Origin of the sequence: Pseudomonas sp. SHLD1, assembly GCF_028640935.1 — a bacterium.
GTDB classification, from domain to species: domain Bacteria; phylum Pseudomonadota; class Gammaproteobacteria; order Pseudomonadales; family Pseudomonadaceae; genus Chryseomonas; species Chryseomonas aestiva.
This window is the reverse complement of record NZ_JAQZAD010000011.1, coordinates 254,778-270,138: the sequence shown is the minus strand read 5'-3', so window position 1 is coordinate 270,138 and position 15,361 is coordinate 254,778. Positions and strand designations below refer to the sequence as shown.

The following is a 15,361-nucleotide window of genomic DNA, read 5'->3' as shown; positions in this document are numbered from 1 at the left end:
TATGAAGAAGTCTGTCTTGGCGGTGGTCGTGGGCATGCTGGCCGTGTCCGGCTGCAGCCTGATCCCCGATTACCAGCGACCCAATGCGCCGGTGGAGAACGCCTGGCCCCATGGCCAGGCCTACGATGCCCTGACGGTCAATCGCGACCAGCAGGCGGCCGACATCGGCTGGCGCGATTTCTATCGCGATCCGGCCCTGCAGCAGCTGATCCAGCTGTCGCTGGACAACAACCGCGACCTGCGCCAGGCGGCGCTGAACGTGCGCCTCTACCAGGCGCAATACCGCGTGCAGCGCGCCGAGCTGTTTCCCGACATCGCGGTCAGCGGCACCGGGACCCGTACCCGCCAGCCGGAGGACCTGAGCCAGGTCTCCGCCATCCGCGAACTGCTCGCCGGCAACAGCGCCAATGGCGCGGGCGGCGGCGGTGGTGGCAGCATCAGCAGCCAGTACAGCGTGACCCTGGGGTTCACCTCCTATGAGCTGGACCTCTTCGGTCGCCTGCGCAGCCTCAGCGAGCAGGCGCTGCTCAACTACTTCGCCACCAGCGAAGGACGCCGCAGCACCCAGATCTCGCTGGTCTCGGAAGTGGCCAACGCCTACTACGCCTGGCTCACCGACCAGCGCATGCTGCAACTGACCCGCGAGACCCTGGCGGCCTATCAGCGCTCCTACGACCTGACCCGCCAGACCGTGGAGAATGGCGTGGCCAGCGGCCTGGACCTGCGCCAGTCGCGCACCGCCCTGGAAGGGGCGCGGGCGAATCTGGCGCAATACACCCGCCAGGTGGCCCAGGATCGCAATGCCCTGACCCTGCTGCTGGGTACCTCGATTCCGGCGGAGCTGCCGCAGAGCAAGGGGCTGGACGGCACCGATCTGCTCGCCGATCTGCCGGCCAACCTGCCGTCGGATCTCCTGCAGAAGCGTCCGGACATCCTCCAGTCCGAACTGCAGCTGCGCGCCGCCAACGCCAACATCGGCGCGGCCCGGGCGGCCTTCTTCCCGCGCATCAGCCTGACCGCCCAGGGCGGTACGGCCAGCCGGGATCTCAATGGCCTGTTCGACGCCGGTTCCGGCTACTGGACCTTCTCGCCAAGCATCAACATCCCGATCTTCACGGCCGGCAGTCTCAAGGCCAGCCTGGATGCGGCGAAGATCCAGAAGGACATCAACGTCGCCACCTACGAGAAGTCGATCCAGACCGCCTTCCGTGAAGTGGCCGATGCCCTGGCGGCGAAGGGCACCTACGACGACCAGCTGCAGGCCCAGCAGGACCTGGTGCAGGCCAGCCAGGAGTACTACGACCTGGCCAACCTGCGCTATCGCCAGGGCATCGACAACTACCTCACGGTACTCGACGCCCAGCGCTCGCTGTATAGCGCCCAGCAGCAGTTGATCACCGACAGACTCAACCAGCTCAACAGCGAGGTCACCCTGTACAAGGCGCTCGGTGGCGGCTGGCTGGAACGCAGCCAGACCCGGCCGCCGCTGGCGGCCAAGCCGTAACACCTGGTCTGAACGACGCCGGCCCCGTGCCGGCGTTTCCTTGTCCGGAAGGCCGGTCTATCGACGCCGCTGGGGGGCTGGGTATACTGCCCCCTGTCCCTTTCTTCGGAGTCTCTGCATGCGCTATCGCCTGTTGCTCGGCCTGCTCGCCGCCACTGGTCTGACCCTGGCCGGCTGCGCCAGCAGCCCTCAGCAATTGAGTCCGCAACCCCAGATCACCGCGCCCATCGCCCCGGTCGGCCAGGGCCAGCCGGTCTCGGTCCGGGTGGTCGACGGCCGCTCCTCCTTCACCCTCGGCACCCGCGGCGGTCTCTATCCCGACACCAGCGTGGTGGTGGTGCAGACCCAGGACGTGATTCCCAAGCTGCAGGCCGAAGCCGAGAAGGCGGTCCGTCAGATGGGCTTCACCCCGTCGCCCAATGCCGGCCCGGGCGCGCCCCAGCTGACCCTGACCCTGGCCGAACTGAACTATCAGTCGCCCAAGGAGCTGTACGTCACCGCCTCCGATGTCGCCGCGGCCTTCCAGGTCGACGTGCGCAACAGCCAGCGCGGCTACCGCGGCCGCTATGGCGCCAGCCTCAACCAGCGCTTCGGCATGGCGCCCAACGCCGAGGCCAACACCAAGCTGGTCAGCGATGTGCTGAGCGACGCCCTGACCCGGGTGTTCAAGGATCCGACCGTGGTCCAGGTGCTCAGCGGTCGTTGAGCACCTGACGCGCACAAAAAAGCCCGGCTCGTGCCGGGCTTTTTCATGAGCGCGCGTGGGCTATTCCAGACCGGCCAGGACGCGGTACTTGTTCAGCACCGGCTGGGCGTACTGGCGCACCAGTTGCGTCCGGTATTCCGCCGGGCACTCGGCCAGACGCCTTTCCCACTCGCCGCGGGCGACCTCGATTTCCTCGGCGGGAAACAGGGTGTCCACCGCGGGCACGGCCAGGTCCGGATCGCGGCCCTCCCAGGCGGCATAGGCCAGGTAACTGGCCGGGAACAGCCGGTAGTTGCCGAGAATCTGCCGGTCCATTTCCTGGGCCAGCGCCTTGGCATCCTCGAACTCACCCGTGACCGGCTCGCCAAAGGCCACGTGCACCCGGCCCTTGTAGCCGGTGATGCCCCGGGCGATGCTGACGTCGTCCTCGCCCGGGGCCTTGGCGTAGCTGCCGGTGGCGGCGCGGGTGTGCAGTTCGCGGGCCTTGGCCTGGTCGCAGGGATCGAATTCGTAGCTGATGGACACCGGGACGATGTTCAGCGCCTTGACCAACTCGGCGAAGGGCTCGTCCTTGCAGCTCATGTGGAACATCTTGAGGATGGCCGAATCGGTGCGATCGTCGCCGTCCTTGGCCCGGCCCTCGGCCTGGGCGATCCAGATGGATTGGCCGTCCTGGCGGATCGAGTGATTGATGTAGGCGGACAGATTCTGGTACGCCGCCAGCTTTTCGCGCCGGCCGCTGATGGAGCGGTGCACGATGAAGCTCTTGTTCAGCCGCATCAGGTCGCTGACGAAGGGCTTCTGCAGCAGGTTGTCGCCGATGGCGATGCGGGGCGTTGGCAGACCGGCGTGGTAGACGGCATAGTTGACGAAGGCCGGGTCCATCACGATGTCGCGGTGGTTGGCCAGGAACAGATAGGCACGGCCGCTACGCAGCTGGTCGATGCCGGAGTAGGTAACGCCGTCGGAGGCCTTCTCGATGGCGCGATCCACATAGGGTTCGAGCTTGTCCTGCAGCGCGGCGACGCTCTGGATACCACTCAGTTCCTGGCGCAGGCGGGTGCGCAGCAGGGGGCGCACTACCCAGCCCAGTCCCCTGGACAGGCGCGGGAACCGGTAGCCGGCAAGGATGCCGATGAAGTGGTCGTCGTCGATCAGGCGGGCCAGAACCCCGGGGACTTCCGCGTCGTTATAGGGTCGAATGGCTTCGAACTCGCCCATGGTGTTCTCTTGTAGAAATTCCGGCGGCCATAGTAGTGGGCGTGGCGCCAGATGCAAGCGCCAGGGGCCGGATGGGCGGCAGGTTGGCGGTCAAGGAGTACAGGCAGATGCTGGAAAGCCAGGAATACGATTGCCCTTATTGCGGCGAACCGGGCGAGGTGGTGCTCGACCTCAGCGGCGGTGATCAGGACTACTACGAAGACTGCGAAGTCTGCTGCCGACCGATCCGCTTCGGCCTGCATACCGACGGCGAGGACTGGAATCTCGAGGTTCGGCGGGAGGATGACTGATGCGCCGCATCTATGAGCCGGGGTCGCTGCACGAGGGCGAACTGCTCCTGGCGGTGCTCGCCAGCGAGGGCATCAGTGGCTTCCTCGCCGGTCGCCACCTGCTCGGTGGCATCGGCGACCTGCCAGCGGCAGGCTTGCTCGGCCTGCTGGTCGATGACGAGGAGGCCCAGCGCGCGCAGGCGCTGATCGCCGCGTACAATGCCGCCACGCCCCTGCCGGGAGAGGATCCTTCTCCCGAGCAGGGCATCCTCGTCTGCTAAAAAGGTCTTCATGTCCGGACGCTACGCCCTGTTCCGCTGGCCTGCCGAATTCGCCACCCTGCCGGGATTTGCCGAGAAACACCCGCCGCGCTGGAACATCTCTCCCCATCAGCAGGTGCTGCTGCAGCGGCGCACGGCGGAGGGCGAGCGGGTCGACAGCGGCCGCTGGGGACTGACCCCGCCCTGGCTCACCGATCTTTCCCGCACCCCCACCCATGCCCGCGCCGAAAGCCTGGCCACCCAGCCGATGTTTCGCGAGCCCTTTCGCCTGCGGCGTTGCCTACTGCCGGCCAACGGCTTCTATGAATGGCGCGGCAACCACCGCAAGCGCCCCTACTGGATGCTCAATGGCGAACCCCTGGCCTGGTTCGCCGCGCTCTGGGAAGCCTATCCGGCCGGGGATCAGCTCTGGCTGTCGGTGGCCATGGTCACCCAGGCCGCCGGCCCGTTACGGCGGCCCATCCTGCTCGATGAAGCGGGGCGTGCCCTCTGGCAGGATCCGGACAGCTCGCCCGAAGCCCTGCAGGAGCTGCTGGCCGCGGGCGGCATGCCGCTGCGCGAGCGAGTGCTGGCCGATATCGTCAACCGACCCGAGGTGGACGGGCCGGAGTGTCTGACGCCGCTGTAGCCCTGCGTCCTTGCGCCGGCCCGTTGCCGCTGCAGACGCGGCCTTCTCCCAGTGGGACGGGGTAGCGCACGAGGGCAAGGGGGCTAGACCCGGAACCGCCCTGCCAGTTGGCGTTGCTGTTCGGCGAGTTCGCGCAGCTGCTGGCCGGCGCGGGAGGCGCTGTCGGCTTCGCCGTGGACCGCCTGGGCGCTCTGGCCGATGTTGACCACATTGCGGTTGATGTCCTCGGCCACCGCGCTCTGTTCTTCCGCCGCGCTGGCGATCTGCAGATTCATGCTGGTGATCTCGCCTACCGCCGCCAGGATGGTGTCCAGGGCGCGCCGGGTGGCTTCGGTCTGGGCGACCTGGTTGCTGGTCTGGGCACCGCTGGCCTGCATCACCGTCACCGCTTCGCGGGTGCCTTGCTGCAGGCGCTGGATCATCGCCTGAATCTCGCCGGTGGCCACCTGGGTCTTTTGCGCCAGGTTGCGCACCTCGTCGGCCACCACGGCGAAGCCGCGACCCTGCTCACCGGCGCGTGCCGCCTCGATGGCGGCGTTGAGCGCCAGCAGGTTGGTCTGCTCGGCGATGCCATTGATGGTGGTGAGGATGGAACCGATGTTCTCGCTGTCCTCGGCGACCCGCCGGACCTGCTCCACCGCGCGCTCGATCTCCTCGGCGAGGGCGGCGCTGCTGGCGACGTTCTGCTGCACCAGGCGCTGGCCCTGGTTGACCGCGCCGTCCGCCTCGGTGGCCGCCCGCGCCGCGCGACCGGCGTTGCCGGCTACGTCCTGGGCGGTGGCGGTCATCTCCTGCATGGCGGTGGCCAGTTGCTCGATCTCCTGCAGCTGGCGCTCCACGCCGTCGCGGGTGCGCTGGGCGATATGGGAGGTGTGCTCGGCGGCCGAGGCCACCTCGCCCACCGAATGGATCAGTTTGCCGATGAGGCCCTGCAGCGAGGCCAGGAAGCGGTTGAAGCCGCCGGCCATGGCGCCGACCTCGTCGCGGCGCTCGGTGGCGAGGCGCTGGGTGAGGTCTCCGTCACCCTGACCGATGGCGTCGAGCATGGTCACCATCTGCCGCAGCGGCCGGGCGATGCGCAGGCTGATCAGCCAGAGCACCAGCAGACCGGCGCCGGCTACTGCCAGGCCCACCAGCAGCATGCCGACCACGTCCTGGTGGCGTTGGCTGCCCAGGGTGTCCTTGAGGCTGTAGAGGTCGGCCAGCACGGCTTCGCGGGGCAATTCGATGATCAGCGTCCAGACCTGGCGGTCGTCGCCGGCGAAGCGCAGCGGCAGATAGACCTGATAGCGCTCGCTCTGGGCGTCGAAGCGACGGGTGACGCCGTCGCCCAGGTCCTTGAGGCCGGCCAGGGTCGCGCCCAGCGCCGGTTCGGCCGGTTTGCCCAGCTGGCTGGCGTCGGCGGTGTAGGCGACCAGGGTGCCGCGCCCGGCCACCAGGGCCATGCGGCCCACGCCGCCATAGAGGCGGCCATTGGCCTTGACCAGCTGGCGCTGGATGAAGTCCAGCGGCACGTCGGCACCGACCACGCCCTTGAAGGCGGCGCCGACCAGGATGGGCACGTTGAAGGAGGCGATCAGCACCTGCTGCTCGTTGACCGTGTCGGGCATGGGGTCGAGCACGCAGGTGGTGCGATTTTCCCGCGGACAGAGGTAGTACTCGCCTTCGCGCACGCCCGAGGGCAGGCGGGTCTGGCTTTCCACGGTCGGGCCGATCGGTTCCACCGTCACGTCGCCGTCGAGGGTCTTGTGCCACCAGGGGGTGAAGCGCCCCTGCTCGTCGTAGCCGGCCGCGGCGTCGCCCCGATGGCGGTCGTCCTGGCCATCGATGGCATTGGGCTCCCAGACGGTATAGAGGCTGAGCAGGCCGGGCTGGCGCTTGAGGGTCTGGCCCAGCAGGCGGACCAGGCCCTGGCGATCCAGCTCGACCTGCTGGTCGCCCGGACTGCCCATGGCCACGCTGAGTTGCGCCAGCTGATTGGCCAGTTGCAGGGGGACGTCCAGCTGGCGTTGCAGCTGGTTGCCCACGGCCTCGGCCTCGGCCGTCAGGCGGGCTTCGGCGGCGGTGGCGGCCAGCGCCTCGGTGTGGCTGTCGACCAGGGCGCGGGTGCGCTGACCGGCGAACAGGGTATAGGCGATCAGGGCAGCGACCACCGCCAGGATGCAGGCACCGGCCAGCAGGGTGATGGAGGTGCGGATGGAGCGGGAATTCATGGGGGACTCCGGGAACGTTCGATGCCGGGGCTATCGGCGGTAACGTCTATCCATTGAGGCCTCCGGTCGCCTGGCAAGAGAGCGTTGCCGGGCGTTACCGGACGTTGCCGGGTCTGACGCCCCTCTCTAGACTGTATCCGCCTCGATACCTGGAGATTCCCATGCGCCGTATCCTTCCCCTCGCAGGCCTGTCCCTGAGCCTGCTGCTGGTCGCCTGCCAGACCGTCAATACCACCTCGGGTGGTGCGGTCGGGGTGCAGCGCAAGCAGTACATGTTCAGCATGCTGTCCGAGCAGCAGGTCAACCAGATGTACGCCCAGTCCTATGCCAAGACGGTCAGCGAGGCCCAGTCCGCCGGCAAGCTGGCCAACGACACCGCCGACGGCAAGCGCGTGGCCGCCATCGCCAAGCGCCTGATCCCGCAGACCGCGGCCTTCCGCCCGGATGCGGTGAACTGGGACTGGCAGGTCAACCTGGTGCAGAGCGACGAACTCAACGCCAATTGCGGCCCGGGTGGCAAGATCTTCGTCTACAGCGGGCTGATCGATCAGCTCAAGCTGACCGATGACGAGCTGGCGGCGGTAATGGGCCACGAGATCGCCCACGCCCTGCGCGAGCACAGCCGCGAACAGATGTCGCGGGCCTATGCCATCCAGATGGGCGAGAACCTCGGTGGCGCCCTGCTGGGCGTCGGTCAGGGTGGCATGCAGCTGGCCGACCAGGTGTCCCAGGTGGCCCTGACCCTGCCGTTCAGCCGTGGCAACGAGAACGAGGCCGACCTGATCGGCCTGGAGCTCTCGGCGCGCGCCGGCTACAACCCCAATGCCGCCATCACCCTCTGGCAGAAGATGGCCCAGGCCAGCCAGGGCAAGCAGCCGGCGGAATTCCTCAGTACCCACCCGTCCGACGCCAACCGTACCAAGGCCTTGCAGGCGGCGATTCCCAAGGTGATGCCGCTGTACGAGGCGGCGAAGAAGGGTTGAGGTTTTTCGGTCCTGGGGTTGAGGATTCCCTCACCCCAATCCTCTCCAAGGGGGAGAGGGGGCTGGTTGGGTACTGCGGGGGCAACGTTGCCGCGGTTCGACCGCAACTGTTGGGCTTCGACGATGGCGCCGTCTCAACCCAACCTGCGGATGCCGCGTAGGTTGGTGCTGAGCGCAGCGAAGCCCAACGGCCAGGCTTTTCGCTACCGCCGTCGCGCGCTGTAGATCTTGAAGCCGTCGCGTTCGGCCAGGGTACGGCAATTGCCGAAGGCCGCCTCGATCAGTGGCGGATAGCGCAGGAAGCTGTTGGCCACCAGGCGCAATTCGCCGCCGGGCCTGAGATGACGCACCGCCTCGGCCAGCAGGGTCTCGGTGGTGCGATAGTCGGTCTTCACGCCACTGTGGAAGGGCGGATTGCTGACGATGGCGGCCAGTCCCGTGGGCGCCGCGGCGATGCCATCACCACTGATCACCGTTCCGCTCAGACCGTTGGCCGCCAGGGTCCGGCGACTGCTGGCGACGGCGAAGGCGTCCACGTCCAGCAGATGCAGGGTGCTGGCGGGATAGCGGCGAGCCAGGGCGGCGCCGACCACGCCGGCGCCGCAACCGAAGTCCAGCACCGCGCCCTCGGGCAGACCGTCGAGCTGTTCCAGCAGCAGCGCCGTGCCCACGTCCAGCCGCCCGTGGCTGAACACGCCCGGCAGGCTGAGGATGTCCAGGTTCACCCCTGCCCGGTCCAGTGGCTGGCGTTGCAGCCAGGCGTCCGGCTGCGGATCGGCCGAGGTGCGCGGTCCCTGGACCACCCACAGCTGGCAATGGCGGGCACTGTCGAGCTTGCTGGCCTTACCGAAGGCACCCAGCTGGCGTGCGGCGCGTTCGATACCGGCCTTCTTTTCTCCAACCAGGTAGAGGCTGCCCTCGGCCGGCAGGCAGCGAGTCAGGGCGGTAAGCAGGAAGTCGGTGGCCTCACGGGACTTGGGCAGAAACAGCACGGCACTGGCGAAGTCGCCCGCCGGGGGTTCGATCCCCAGGCTGACGCGCCCGGGAAAGCGCCGTGTCAGTTGTTCGGCCTCGCCCGCATGCCAGCTCCAGCCGCTGGCCGCGGGCAGGGTGCCGAGCAGGTCATCGGCCGGCAAGCCGGCCAGCAGCAAGGCGCCGCCAAAGCGCTCGGGGTGACGGAGGAGGACTTCGCTGCGCGGATCCATGGGGCTACCTGGCGAAAAAAGCGCGAACTTTAGCAGACCACCCGTTGCGGCGTGCCGGCGAAATGGCCTTCGGCATTGGCGGCGAGCTGGCCGATGATCCGCTGGCGCGCCTCGCGACTGCCCCAGGCGTTGTGCGGGGTGACGATCAGCCGCGGAATGTCCCCGGCCAGCAGCGGATTGCCGTCGCGTGGGGGCTCCACGCTGAGCACATCGGTGGCGGCGCCGGCCAGGTGGCCGCGTCTCAGGCAATCGGCCAGGGCCTGTTCGTCGACGATGCCGCCGCGGGCGGTGTTGACCAGGAAGGCCGTGGATTTCATCGCCGCCAGTTCCGCTGCGCCGATCAAGCCGCGGGTCTGTTCGGTCAGCGGGCAGTGCATCGTCAGGGCATCCACCTGGGGCAGGAGCTCGGCCAGCGGCAGGCTGCCCGGGCGGGCCGGGCGACCGGGCAACTGGCCCACCAGGGTCCGCATGCCGAAGGCTTCGGCCAGCCGCTTGACCGCGCTGCCCAGCTCGCCGAGGCCGAGCAGGCCGAGGGTCTTGCCTTCCAGCTCGACGATGGGGTGATCAAGCAGGCAGAACTGGCTGGCGGTCTGCCAGCGCCCGGCGCGGACGTCCGTCTGGTAATCCGGCAGGCGGGTGGCTAGGGCCAGCAGCAGCGCCAGGGTGTGCTGGGCGACCGAGGCGGTGCCATAGCCCTGGCAGTTGCAGACGCGCACGCCCTGAGCGCGTGTGGTTTCCAGGTCGATGTTGTTGGTACCGGTGGCGCTGACCAGTACCAGTTTCAATTCCGGGCAGGCGGCCAGGGTCCGGGCGTCCAGCACCACCTTGTTGACGATGGCGACCTGGGCACCGGCCAGGCGCGCTGCAACCTCGTCCGGGGCGCTCGCCGGATGGAGTTCCAGCTCGTCGAACACCGCGCGCAAGGGCGCCGGGTCCAGATCGCCGAGGTCGAGAGAGGCATAGTCGAGGAACACGGCGCGAACGGGCATGACGACTCCAGCGGAAAGGGAAGGGAGGTCCGAGCCTAGCAGCCGCGGGTCGTCCAGGAAAACCGCCCGATTGCGGCTGGAGTATGCTGAGGGGATGAATTATCTCGCGCACCTGCACCTGGGCGGCCCCAGCCGCGAAGACCGCCTTGGCAGTCTCTATGGCGATTTCGTCAAGGGCTCGGCGGACGCCTGGCCCGCTGGAATCGCCGCCGGTATCCGGCTGCACCGGCGCATCGATGTCTATACCGACGACCACCTCCTGGTGATCAGGGCCAAGACACGGTTGCCCGCGGCGCGGCGGCGGGTGGCCGGACTGCTGGTGGATGTCTTCTTCGATCACTGCCTGGCGCGCCTCTGGCACGACTATGCCGAGCAACCGCTGCCGGATTTCGTCGCGGATTGCTACCAGACCCTGCTGGAGGAGCCGGAACTGCCGCCACGGCTGGCCTCTATCGCCCCCCTGATGGCACGCCAGGACTGGCTGGGCAGCTATCGCGACTTCGCCGTGCTGGAGCGAGTGGTGGAGGGCATGGCACGGCGGCTGTCGCGCCCGGACCTGCTGGCGGGCGCCTTCGCCGAGCTGGAGGCCGCCTACGACGGCCTGCTGGCAGACTTTCGCGACTTCTATCCGCAGCTGCAGGCCTTCGCCGCTGCCGAGCGCGCGGCGCGCGTTTCCAGTTGAATCCCGAGGCGGGCGGCGATGGCCGCCTGGCATTCACCTGCCAGCGCCTGACGCGGCCGGCCCTGGGGCAGGATGGCTGGCAGCAACTCGATCCTCAGGGTGGTGCCGCCGTTGTCCAGCAGGCGCAGCAGGTGGCTCACCAGGTCGTCGTCGCCGATGAAGGCCGCGGCCCGGTCAGGCTCGCCGTGGCGCCAGTAGCTCAGGGCCACGGGTTGCAGCGGGGTGCCGGTGGCGATGGCCGGACTCAGCAGCCGGCCATGGAAGGTCCGCAGCACGCTGCCGTCGGTGGTGGTGCCCTCGGGAAAGAGCGCCAGTGACAGGCCCTGGGTCAGGCGCGTGGTCAGCGCCTCGCCCAGGGCGTCGCCGCGTTCGGCGCCACGGCGGATGAACAGGGTGCCGGCCTGGCGCGTCAGCCAGCCGGCGAAGGGCCACTCCGCCACCTCCGCCTTGGACAGGAAGCCCAGCGGCCGCAAGCTGCCGAGGGCGACGATATCCAGCCAGGACACGTGATTGGCCAGCCACAGGTGGGTGCCGCGCGGTACCTCGCCCCGGACCTCCAGGCGCAGGCGCAGGGTCCGGGCCAGCAGCTGGAAGAAACGTCGCGTCAGCCGTTGCCGCAGCCCCAGGCAGGGCCGGCGACTGAGCACTACCGCCAGCGCCACCGTCAGGGCGAACAGCGCCCCGAGCAGCAGCGCGGCCAGGACCGGCAGCAGCCGCACGGCGAGGCGCAGTCGCCTCATACCGCGGCCTTGAAGTGGCGGGCATAGCGCGGGCAGAGGTCTTCGCGCTTGAGCAGGATGAAAACGTCGGCCACGCCGAATTCCGGATCCCAGCAGGGCGCGCCGCAGACCTGGGCGCCCAGGCGCAGATAGGCCTTGAGCAGGGGTGGCAGTTGTACCACTAGGTTGTCGGGCACGGCGACGAAGGGCAGCGGGCGCCGCGGCGTGGCGCGGATCGCCGGGGTGCGCTCGTCCCGCGCGGCCTGGCGCAGCAGGGCGGCGGCCTGCAGACCGCCGTCGGCCATGGGCACGCTGGCGCAGCCCATGAGGTAGCGATAGTCGCCGCAGGCCATGATCTCGGCGAGTTCCGCCCACAGCAGGGCGATGGCGGCACCGGTGCGATGCCCGGGTGCCACGCAGGTGCGGCCGATTTCCAGCAGCGGACCCTGCAGGCCATCCAGGCCTTCCAGCTGGAATTCGCTTTCGCTGTAGAGACTGCCCAGGCGCTCGCGGCGGCGCCCGTCGAGCAGCCGCGTGGTGGCGATCAGCTCGCCGCTGCGCAGGTCGCGCACCCCCAGGTGCAGGCAGTGGGCGTCGTAGGCGTCCTGGTCGAGGTTGTCGGCGAAATGCACGCCGTAGGTGCTGCCGAAGACCGCGGCCCGCAGGCGCTGGGCAGCGCGGATATCCGCGGCGGTCGACAGGCGTTCGGCGCGCAGCGCGGGCGGTGCGGACACTGGAATCGGCATGGCAGGGCTCCGGCAGTGGGTATGCAGCAAACCCTAGGTAGCCGGGATGACAGCGCCGTGAAGCGGCCATGGCGATTGCGTGACGAGCGGTCGAGCACCGTTGCAGGGGCGCCCTCCAGATGCCTCCGGGCGCCAGGGGACTGACCGAACGCATTCGCAATTGCTAGGTTGGACGCGTAGACTGATGCGTCATCCTATTTTTTTCCCAGCATGAAGGTTCTGGCCATGCAGATCGCGGCGAACACGGCAGTATCCATCGACTACACCCTGACCAACGACGCCGGCGAAGTCATCGACAGCTCCGCTGGTGGTGCTCCGCTGGTATACCTGCAAGGCGCGGGCAACATCATTCCCGGCCTCGAGCGCGCCCTGTCCGGTAAGCAGGCTGGTGACGAGCTGAAGGTGGCCATCGAGCCGGAAGACGCCTATGGCGAATACACCCCCGAACTGGTTGCCACCCTGAGCAAGGAAATGTTCGAAGGCGTGGACGAGCTGGAAGTGGGCATGCAGTTCCACGCCTCCGGCCCGGACGGCGCCATGCAGATCGTCACCGTGCGTGACATCGACGGCGATCAGGTCACCGTCGACGGCAACCATCCCCTGGCCGGCCAGCGTCTGAATTTCGACGTCAAGGTGGTCAACGTGCGTGCGGCCAGCGACGAAGAAATCGCCCACGGCCACATCCATGGCGAAGGCGGTCACCAGCACTAAGCCTGGCAACAGGCTCCCACAACGCCCGTGTCCGGCCCAGCCGGCGCGGGCGTTGTCGTTTATGGAGTCTGTGCAGGGTGACCCTCACCCCCAACCCTCTCCCGCGGGAGAGGGGGCTGGTCGGGTGATGTGAGCGGGAGGCGCCGTAGGTTGGGTTGAGGCGGCTCTATTGCCGAAGCCCAACAGGCGGAAACCGTGATGTCCGGTGTGACGGCCTGGAATCGTTGGGCTTCGCTGCGCTCAACCCAACCTACGTCAGGAAGTCCGACGAATCCGCTCCTCAGGCGCGCACCACCAACGCCTTGTCGCCGCCTTCCCGCACCCAGAACAGCGTTGCCCCGGCCACGGCGGCGGGCATGAACAGGGCGTTCAGGCCGGGGACCAGCAGCGCGAGGTAGGTCACCCCGCCAAAGCCCAGGCAGCGCAGGCGGCGGGTACGCAGCCAGGTGAGCATGCTGCGGAAATCCAGCTTGTGGTTGTCGGCGGGGAAGTCGATGTATTGCACCGCCATCATCCAGACGCCGAACAGGATCCACAGCGGCGCGGCGATCAGGTTGAGACCGGGGATGAAGGTCAGCACCAGCAGGCCCAGCGCACGCGGCAGGTAGTAGCCCAGCTTGCGCAGTTCGCGCTGCAGGGTGCGCGGCACCATGGTGACCAGTTCGGCGAGATTGAACGGCGGGAAATCGTCCTGGCCGCGGACCAAGACCTCGACCTTTTCCGCGAGAAAGCCGTTGAAGGGCGCCGCCACCAGGTTGGCCAGCAGCGTGAAGGTAAAGAAGATGATCGCCAGCAGCAGGAGCACGAACAGCGGCCAGAGCAGCCATTCGACGAAGCTCGCCCAGGCCGGCAGGCTCGGCATCAGCTGCTCCAGCCAGCCCTCGAAACCGCGCACGGCGAAGGTGAGGATGGCCGCGTAGAGCAGCAGGTTGATGGTGAGCGGGATGACCACGAAGCGGCGCATGCCGGGGCGAGTCACCAGGCGCAGCCCTTCGGCGAAATAGGCGGAGCCGGACAGCGGAGCGACAGCCATGAAGATTCCTGACGGGTGGCGGGAATGCACAGCTTACCTCAGGGCTGCATTGCCGCAGCGGTCGACATAGGCGCGACCTATGGTCTGGATTTAGAATGCTCGCTTCTGTGGAGGGGCGGCACCCGTTAGGCTGAGCCCCATCCCTGGACCCGGTGTCCGCCTATCGGCGCCGGTCGCGCCGTCGCCAGGAGCGACAGGCGCTGCGGAACGGCTCCGCACGCACAACCGGCCGGCATGCCCACAGGGCGCGCCGGCCACTCTACTCTTAGGTCTGCCGGAGATCCCGGCAGGGAGAATGTCATGTCTGAAGCCAGCAACTCGCGCCATTCGCGTCTCATCATCCTCGGTTCCGGTCCGGCCGGGTACACGGCCGCGGTCTATGCCGCCCGTGCCAACCTCAAGCCGCTGCTGATCACCGGCATGCAGATGGGCGGCCAGCTGACCACCACCACCGAGGTCGACAACTGGCCGGGCGATCCCCACGACCTGACCGGTCCGGCGCTGATGGAGCGGATGCGCGAGCACGCCGAGCGCTTCGAGACCGAGATCGTCTTCGACCACATCAATGCCGTGGACTTCGGTGGCAAGCCCTACACCCTCAAGGGTGACAGCGCCACCTACACCTGCGACGCCCTGATCATCGCCACCGGTGCCAGCGCCCGCTACCTGGGCCTGGCCAGCGAAGAAGCCTTCATGGGCAAGGGCGTGTCCGCCTGCGCCACCTGCGACGGCTTCTTCTATCGCAATCGCGAGGTGGCGGTGGTCGGCGGCGGCAACACCGCGGTCGAGGAAGCCCTGTACCTGGCCAACATCGCCAGCAAGGTGACCCTGATCCACCGCCGCGAGACCTTCCGCGCCGAGAAGATCCTGCAGGACAAGCTGCGCGCCCGGGTCGCCGAAGGCAAGATGGCGCTCAAGCTCAACGCCAGCGTCGACGAGGTGCTGGGTGACAACATGGGTGTCACCGGGGTGCGGATCAGGAACAACGATGGCAGCACCGAAGAGCTGCAGGTGGCCGGTCTGTTCGTCGCCATCGGCCATACCCCCAACACGGGGTTGTTCGAAGGCCAGCTGGAGACCCACGACGGCTACCTGGTGGTGAAGGGCGGTCGCGAGGCCAATGCCACCGCCACCAACGTGCCGGGCGTGTTCGCCGCCGGCGACGTGGCCGACCACACCTATCGTCAGGCGATCACCTCGGCCGGCGCCGGCTGCATGGCCGCCCTGGACGCCGAACGCTACCTGGATGGCCTTGGCGATCTGCAGGTCCTCTAGGGCCTGATCAGCGCCTGACAAAGAAAAACCCCGGCACTGGCCGGGGTTTTTCATTTCCGGGGTCTTCCGGCGTGCGGCAAGATCTGGCTTGGCTGCCTTGACGACCCCTCTGAAAATGCCAAAAGCCCCGGTTGTTTGGCCGGGGCTTTCGGTTGTTGGGGTTCCCTCACCCCAACCCTCTCCCGGGGGGAGAGGG

The 15,361-nt window shown here is 68.1% G+C and carries 16 protein-coding genes; 9 read left to right on the top strand and 7 right to left on the bottom strand.

Annotated elements, in window-relative coordinates:
* The first annotated feature begins 1 nt into the window (after position 1).
* Positions 2-1,504, top strand: coding sequence for an efflux transporter outer membrane subunit (locus PVZ77_RS04545; RefSeq protein ID WP_273810093.1), 1,503 nt, complete (start codon positions 2-4; stop codon positions 1,502-1,504).
* Positions 1,505-1,622: 118 nt separating this feature from the next.
* Positions 1,623-2,210, top strand: coding sequence for a YajG family lipoprotein (locus PVZ77_RS04540; protein WP_007161696.1), 588 nt, complete (start codon positions 1,623-1,625; stop codon positions 2,208-2,210).
* A 60-nt stretch (positions 2,211-2,270) separates the two neighbouring features.
* On the opposite strand, the gene PVZ77_RS04535 is transcribed toward PVZ77_RS04540, so the two are convergent.
* Positions 2,271-3,431, bottom strand: a complete 1,161-nt coding sequence (locus PVZ77_RS04535) for a 1-acyl-sn-glycerol-3-phosphate acyltransferase (protein ID WP_273810091.1) — start codon at positions 3,429-3,431, stop codon at positions 2,271-2,273.
* Between the two features lie 107 nt (positions 3,432-3,538).
* Between PVZ77_RS04535 and PVZ77_RS04530 the strand changes: the two genes are divergently transcribed.
* Genes PVZ77_RS04530 through PVZ77_RS04520 form a run of 3 tightly spaced genes read left to right on the top strand, consistent with a single transcriptional unit; the run spans position 3,539 to position 4,609 of the window.
* Positions 3,539-3,721: a CPXCG motif-containing cysteine-rich protein gene (locus tag PVZ77_RS04530; protein ID WP_017639858.1), complete on the top strand. Its 183-nt coding sequence runs from the start codon at positions 3,539-3,541 to the stop codon at positions 3,719-3,721.
* A complete protein-coding gene (locus PVZ77_RS04525; RefSeq protein ID WP_133861431.1) occupies positions 3,721-3,981 on the top strand; it encodes a putative signal transducing protein in 261 nt (86 codons plus the stop codon). The genes PVZ77_RS04530 and PVZ77_RS04525 overlap by 1 nt, the downstream gene beginning before the upstream one ends.
* 10 nt (positions 3,982-3,991) lie before the next feature.
* Positions 3,992-4,609, top strand: a complete 618-nt coding sequence (locus PVZ77_RS04520) for an SOS response-associated peptidase (RefSeq protein ID WP_273810088.1) — start codon at positions 3,992-3,994, stop codon at positions 4,607-4,609.
* Positions 4,610-4,692: 83 nt separating this feature from the next.
* On the opposite strand, the gene PVZ77_RS04515 is transcribed toward PVZ77_RS04520, so the two are convergent.
* Positions 4,693-6,822 carry a methyl-accepting chemotaxis protein gene (locus PVZ77_RS04515; RefSeq protein WP_273810086.1) on the bottom strand — a complete coding sequence of 710 codons (2,130 nt, stop codon included), beginning with the start codon at positions 6,820-6,822 and terminating at the stop codon, positions 4,693-4,695.
* 161 nt (positions 6,823-6,983) lie between these two features.
* Here PVZ77_RS04515 and PVZ77_RS04510 point away from each other — a divergent pair, with 161 nt between their 5' ends.
* Entirely contained in the window at positions 6,984-7,805 is an 822-nt protein-coding gene (locus PVZ77_RS04510; protein WP_183633614.1) for a M48 family metallopeptidase, read from the top strand.
* A 203-nt stretch (positions 7,806-8,008) separates the two neighbouring features.
* On the opposite strand, the gene PVZ77_RS04505 is transcribed toward PVZ77_RS04510, so the two are convergent.
* Together PVZ77_RS04505 and PVZ77_RS04500 are read right to left on the bottom strand one after the other, a co-directional pair.
* Positions 8,009-9,010 carry a class I SAM-dependent methyltransferase gene (locus tag PVZ77_RS04505; protein WP_273810084.1) on the bottom strand — a complete coding sequence of 334 codons (1,002 nt, stop codon included), beginning with the start codon at positions 9,008-9,010 and terminating at the stop codon, positions 8,009-8,011.
* Positions 9,011-9,039: 29 nt separating this feature from the next.
* Positions 9,040-9,999, bottom strand: coding sequence for a 2-hydroxyacid dehydrogenase (locus PVZ77_RS04500; RefSeq protein WP_273810082.1), 960 nt, complete (start codon positions 9,997-9,999; stop codon positions 9,040-9,042).
* A 94-nt stretch (positions 10,000-10,093) separates the two neighbouring features.
* On the opposite strand from PVZ77_RS04500, the gene PVZ77_RS04495 reads away from it, so the two are divergent.
* The gene (locus PVZ77_RS04495; RefSeq protein ID WP_273810080.1) at positions 10,094-10,681 is read left to right on the top strand and encodes an acyl carrier protein phosphodiesterase; all 588 of its coding nucleotides are present in this window, start codon (positions 10,094-10,096) and stop codon (positions 10,679-10,681) included.
* Here PVZ77_RS04495 and PVZ77_RS04490 read toward each other — a convergent pair.
* Both PVZ77_RS04490 and PVZ77_RS04485 read right to left on the bottom strand, forming a co-directional pair.
* Positions 10,624-11,421 carry a lysophospholipid acyltransferase family protein gene (locus tag PVZ77_RS04490; protein ID WP_273810079.1) on the bottom strand — a complete coding sequence of 266 codons (798 nt, stop codon included), beginning with the start codon at positions 11,419-11,421 and terminating at the stop codon, positions 10,624-10,626. The two genes, PVZ77_RS04495 and PVZ77_RS04490, sit on opposite strands and share 58 nt — an antisense overlap.
* A complete protein-coding gene (locus PVZ77_RS04485) occupies positions 11,418-12,146 on the bottom strand; it encodes a GNAT family N-acetyltransferase (protein ID WP_273810067.1) in 729 nt (242 codons plus the stop codon). The genes PVZ77_RS04490 and PVZ77_RS04485 overlap by 4 nt, the downstream gene beginning before the upstream one ends.
* A 225-nt stretch (positions 12,147-12,371) precedes the next feature.
* On the opposite strand from PVZ77_RS04485, the gene PVZ77_RS04480 reads away from it, so the two are divergent.
* Positions 12,372-12,857, top strand: a complete 486-nt coding sequence (locus tag PVZ77_RS04480) for an FKBP-type peptidyl-prolyl cis-trans isomerase (protein WP_273810066.1) — start codon at positions 12,372-12,374, stop codon at positions 12,855-12,857.
* 280 nt (positions 12,858-13,137) lie between these two features.
* On the opposite strand, the gene cysZ is transcribed toward PVZ77_RS04480, so the two are convergent.
* A complete protein-coding gene (gene cysZ / locus PVZ77_RS04475) occupies positions 13,138-13,890 on the bottom strand; it encodes a sulfate transporter CysZ (protein WP_273810064.1) in 753 nt (250 codons plus the stop codon).
* Between the two features lie 300 nt (positions 13,891-14,190).
* On the opposite strand from cysZ, the gene trxB reads away from it, so the two are divergent.
* Positions 14,191-15,165, top strand: coding sequence for a thioredoxin-disulfide reductase (gene trxB, locus PVZ77_RS04470; protein ID WP_273810063.1), 975 nt, complete (start codon positions 14,191-14,193; stop codon positions 15,163-15,165).
* Positions 15,166-15,361 lie beyond the last annotated feature (196 nt).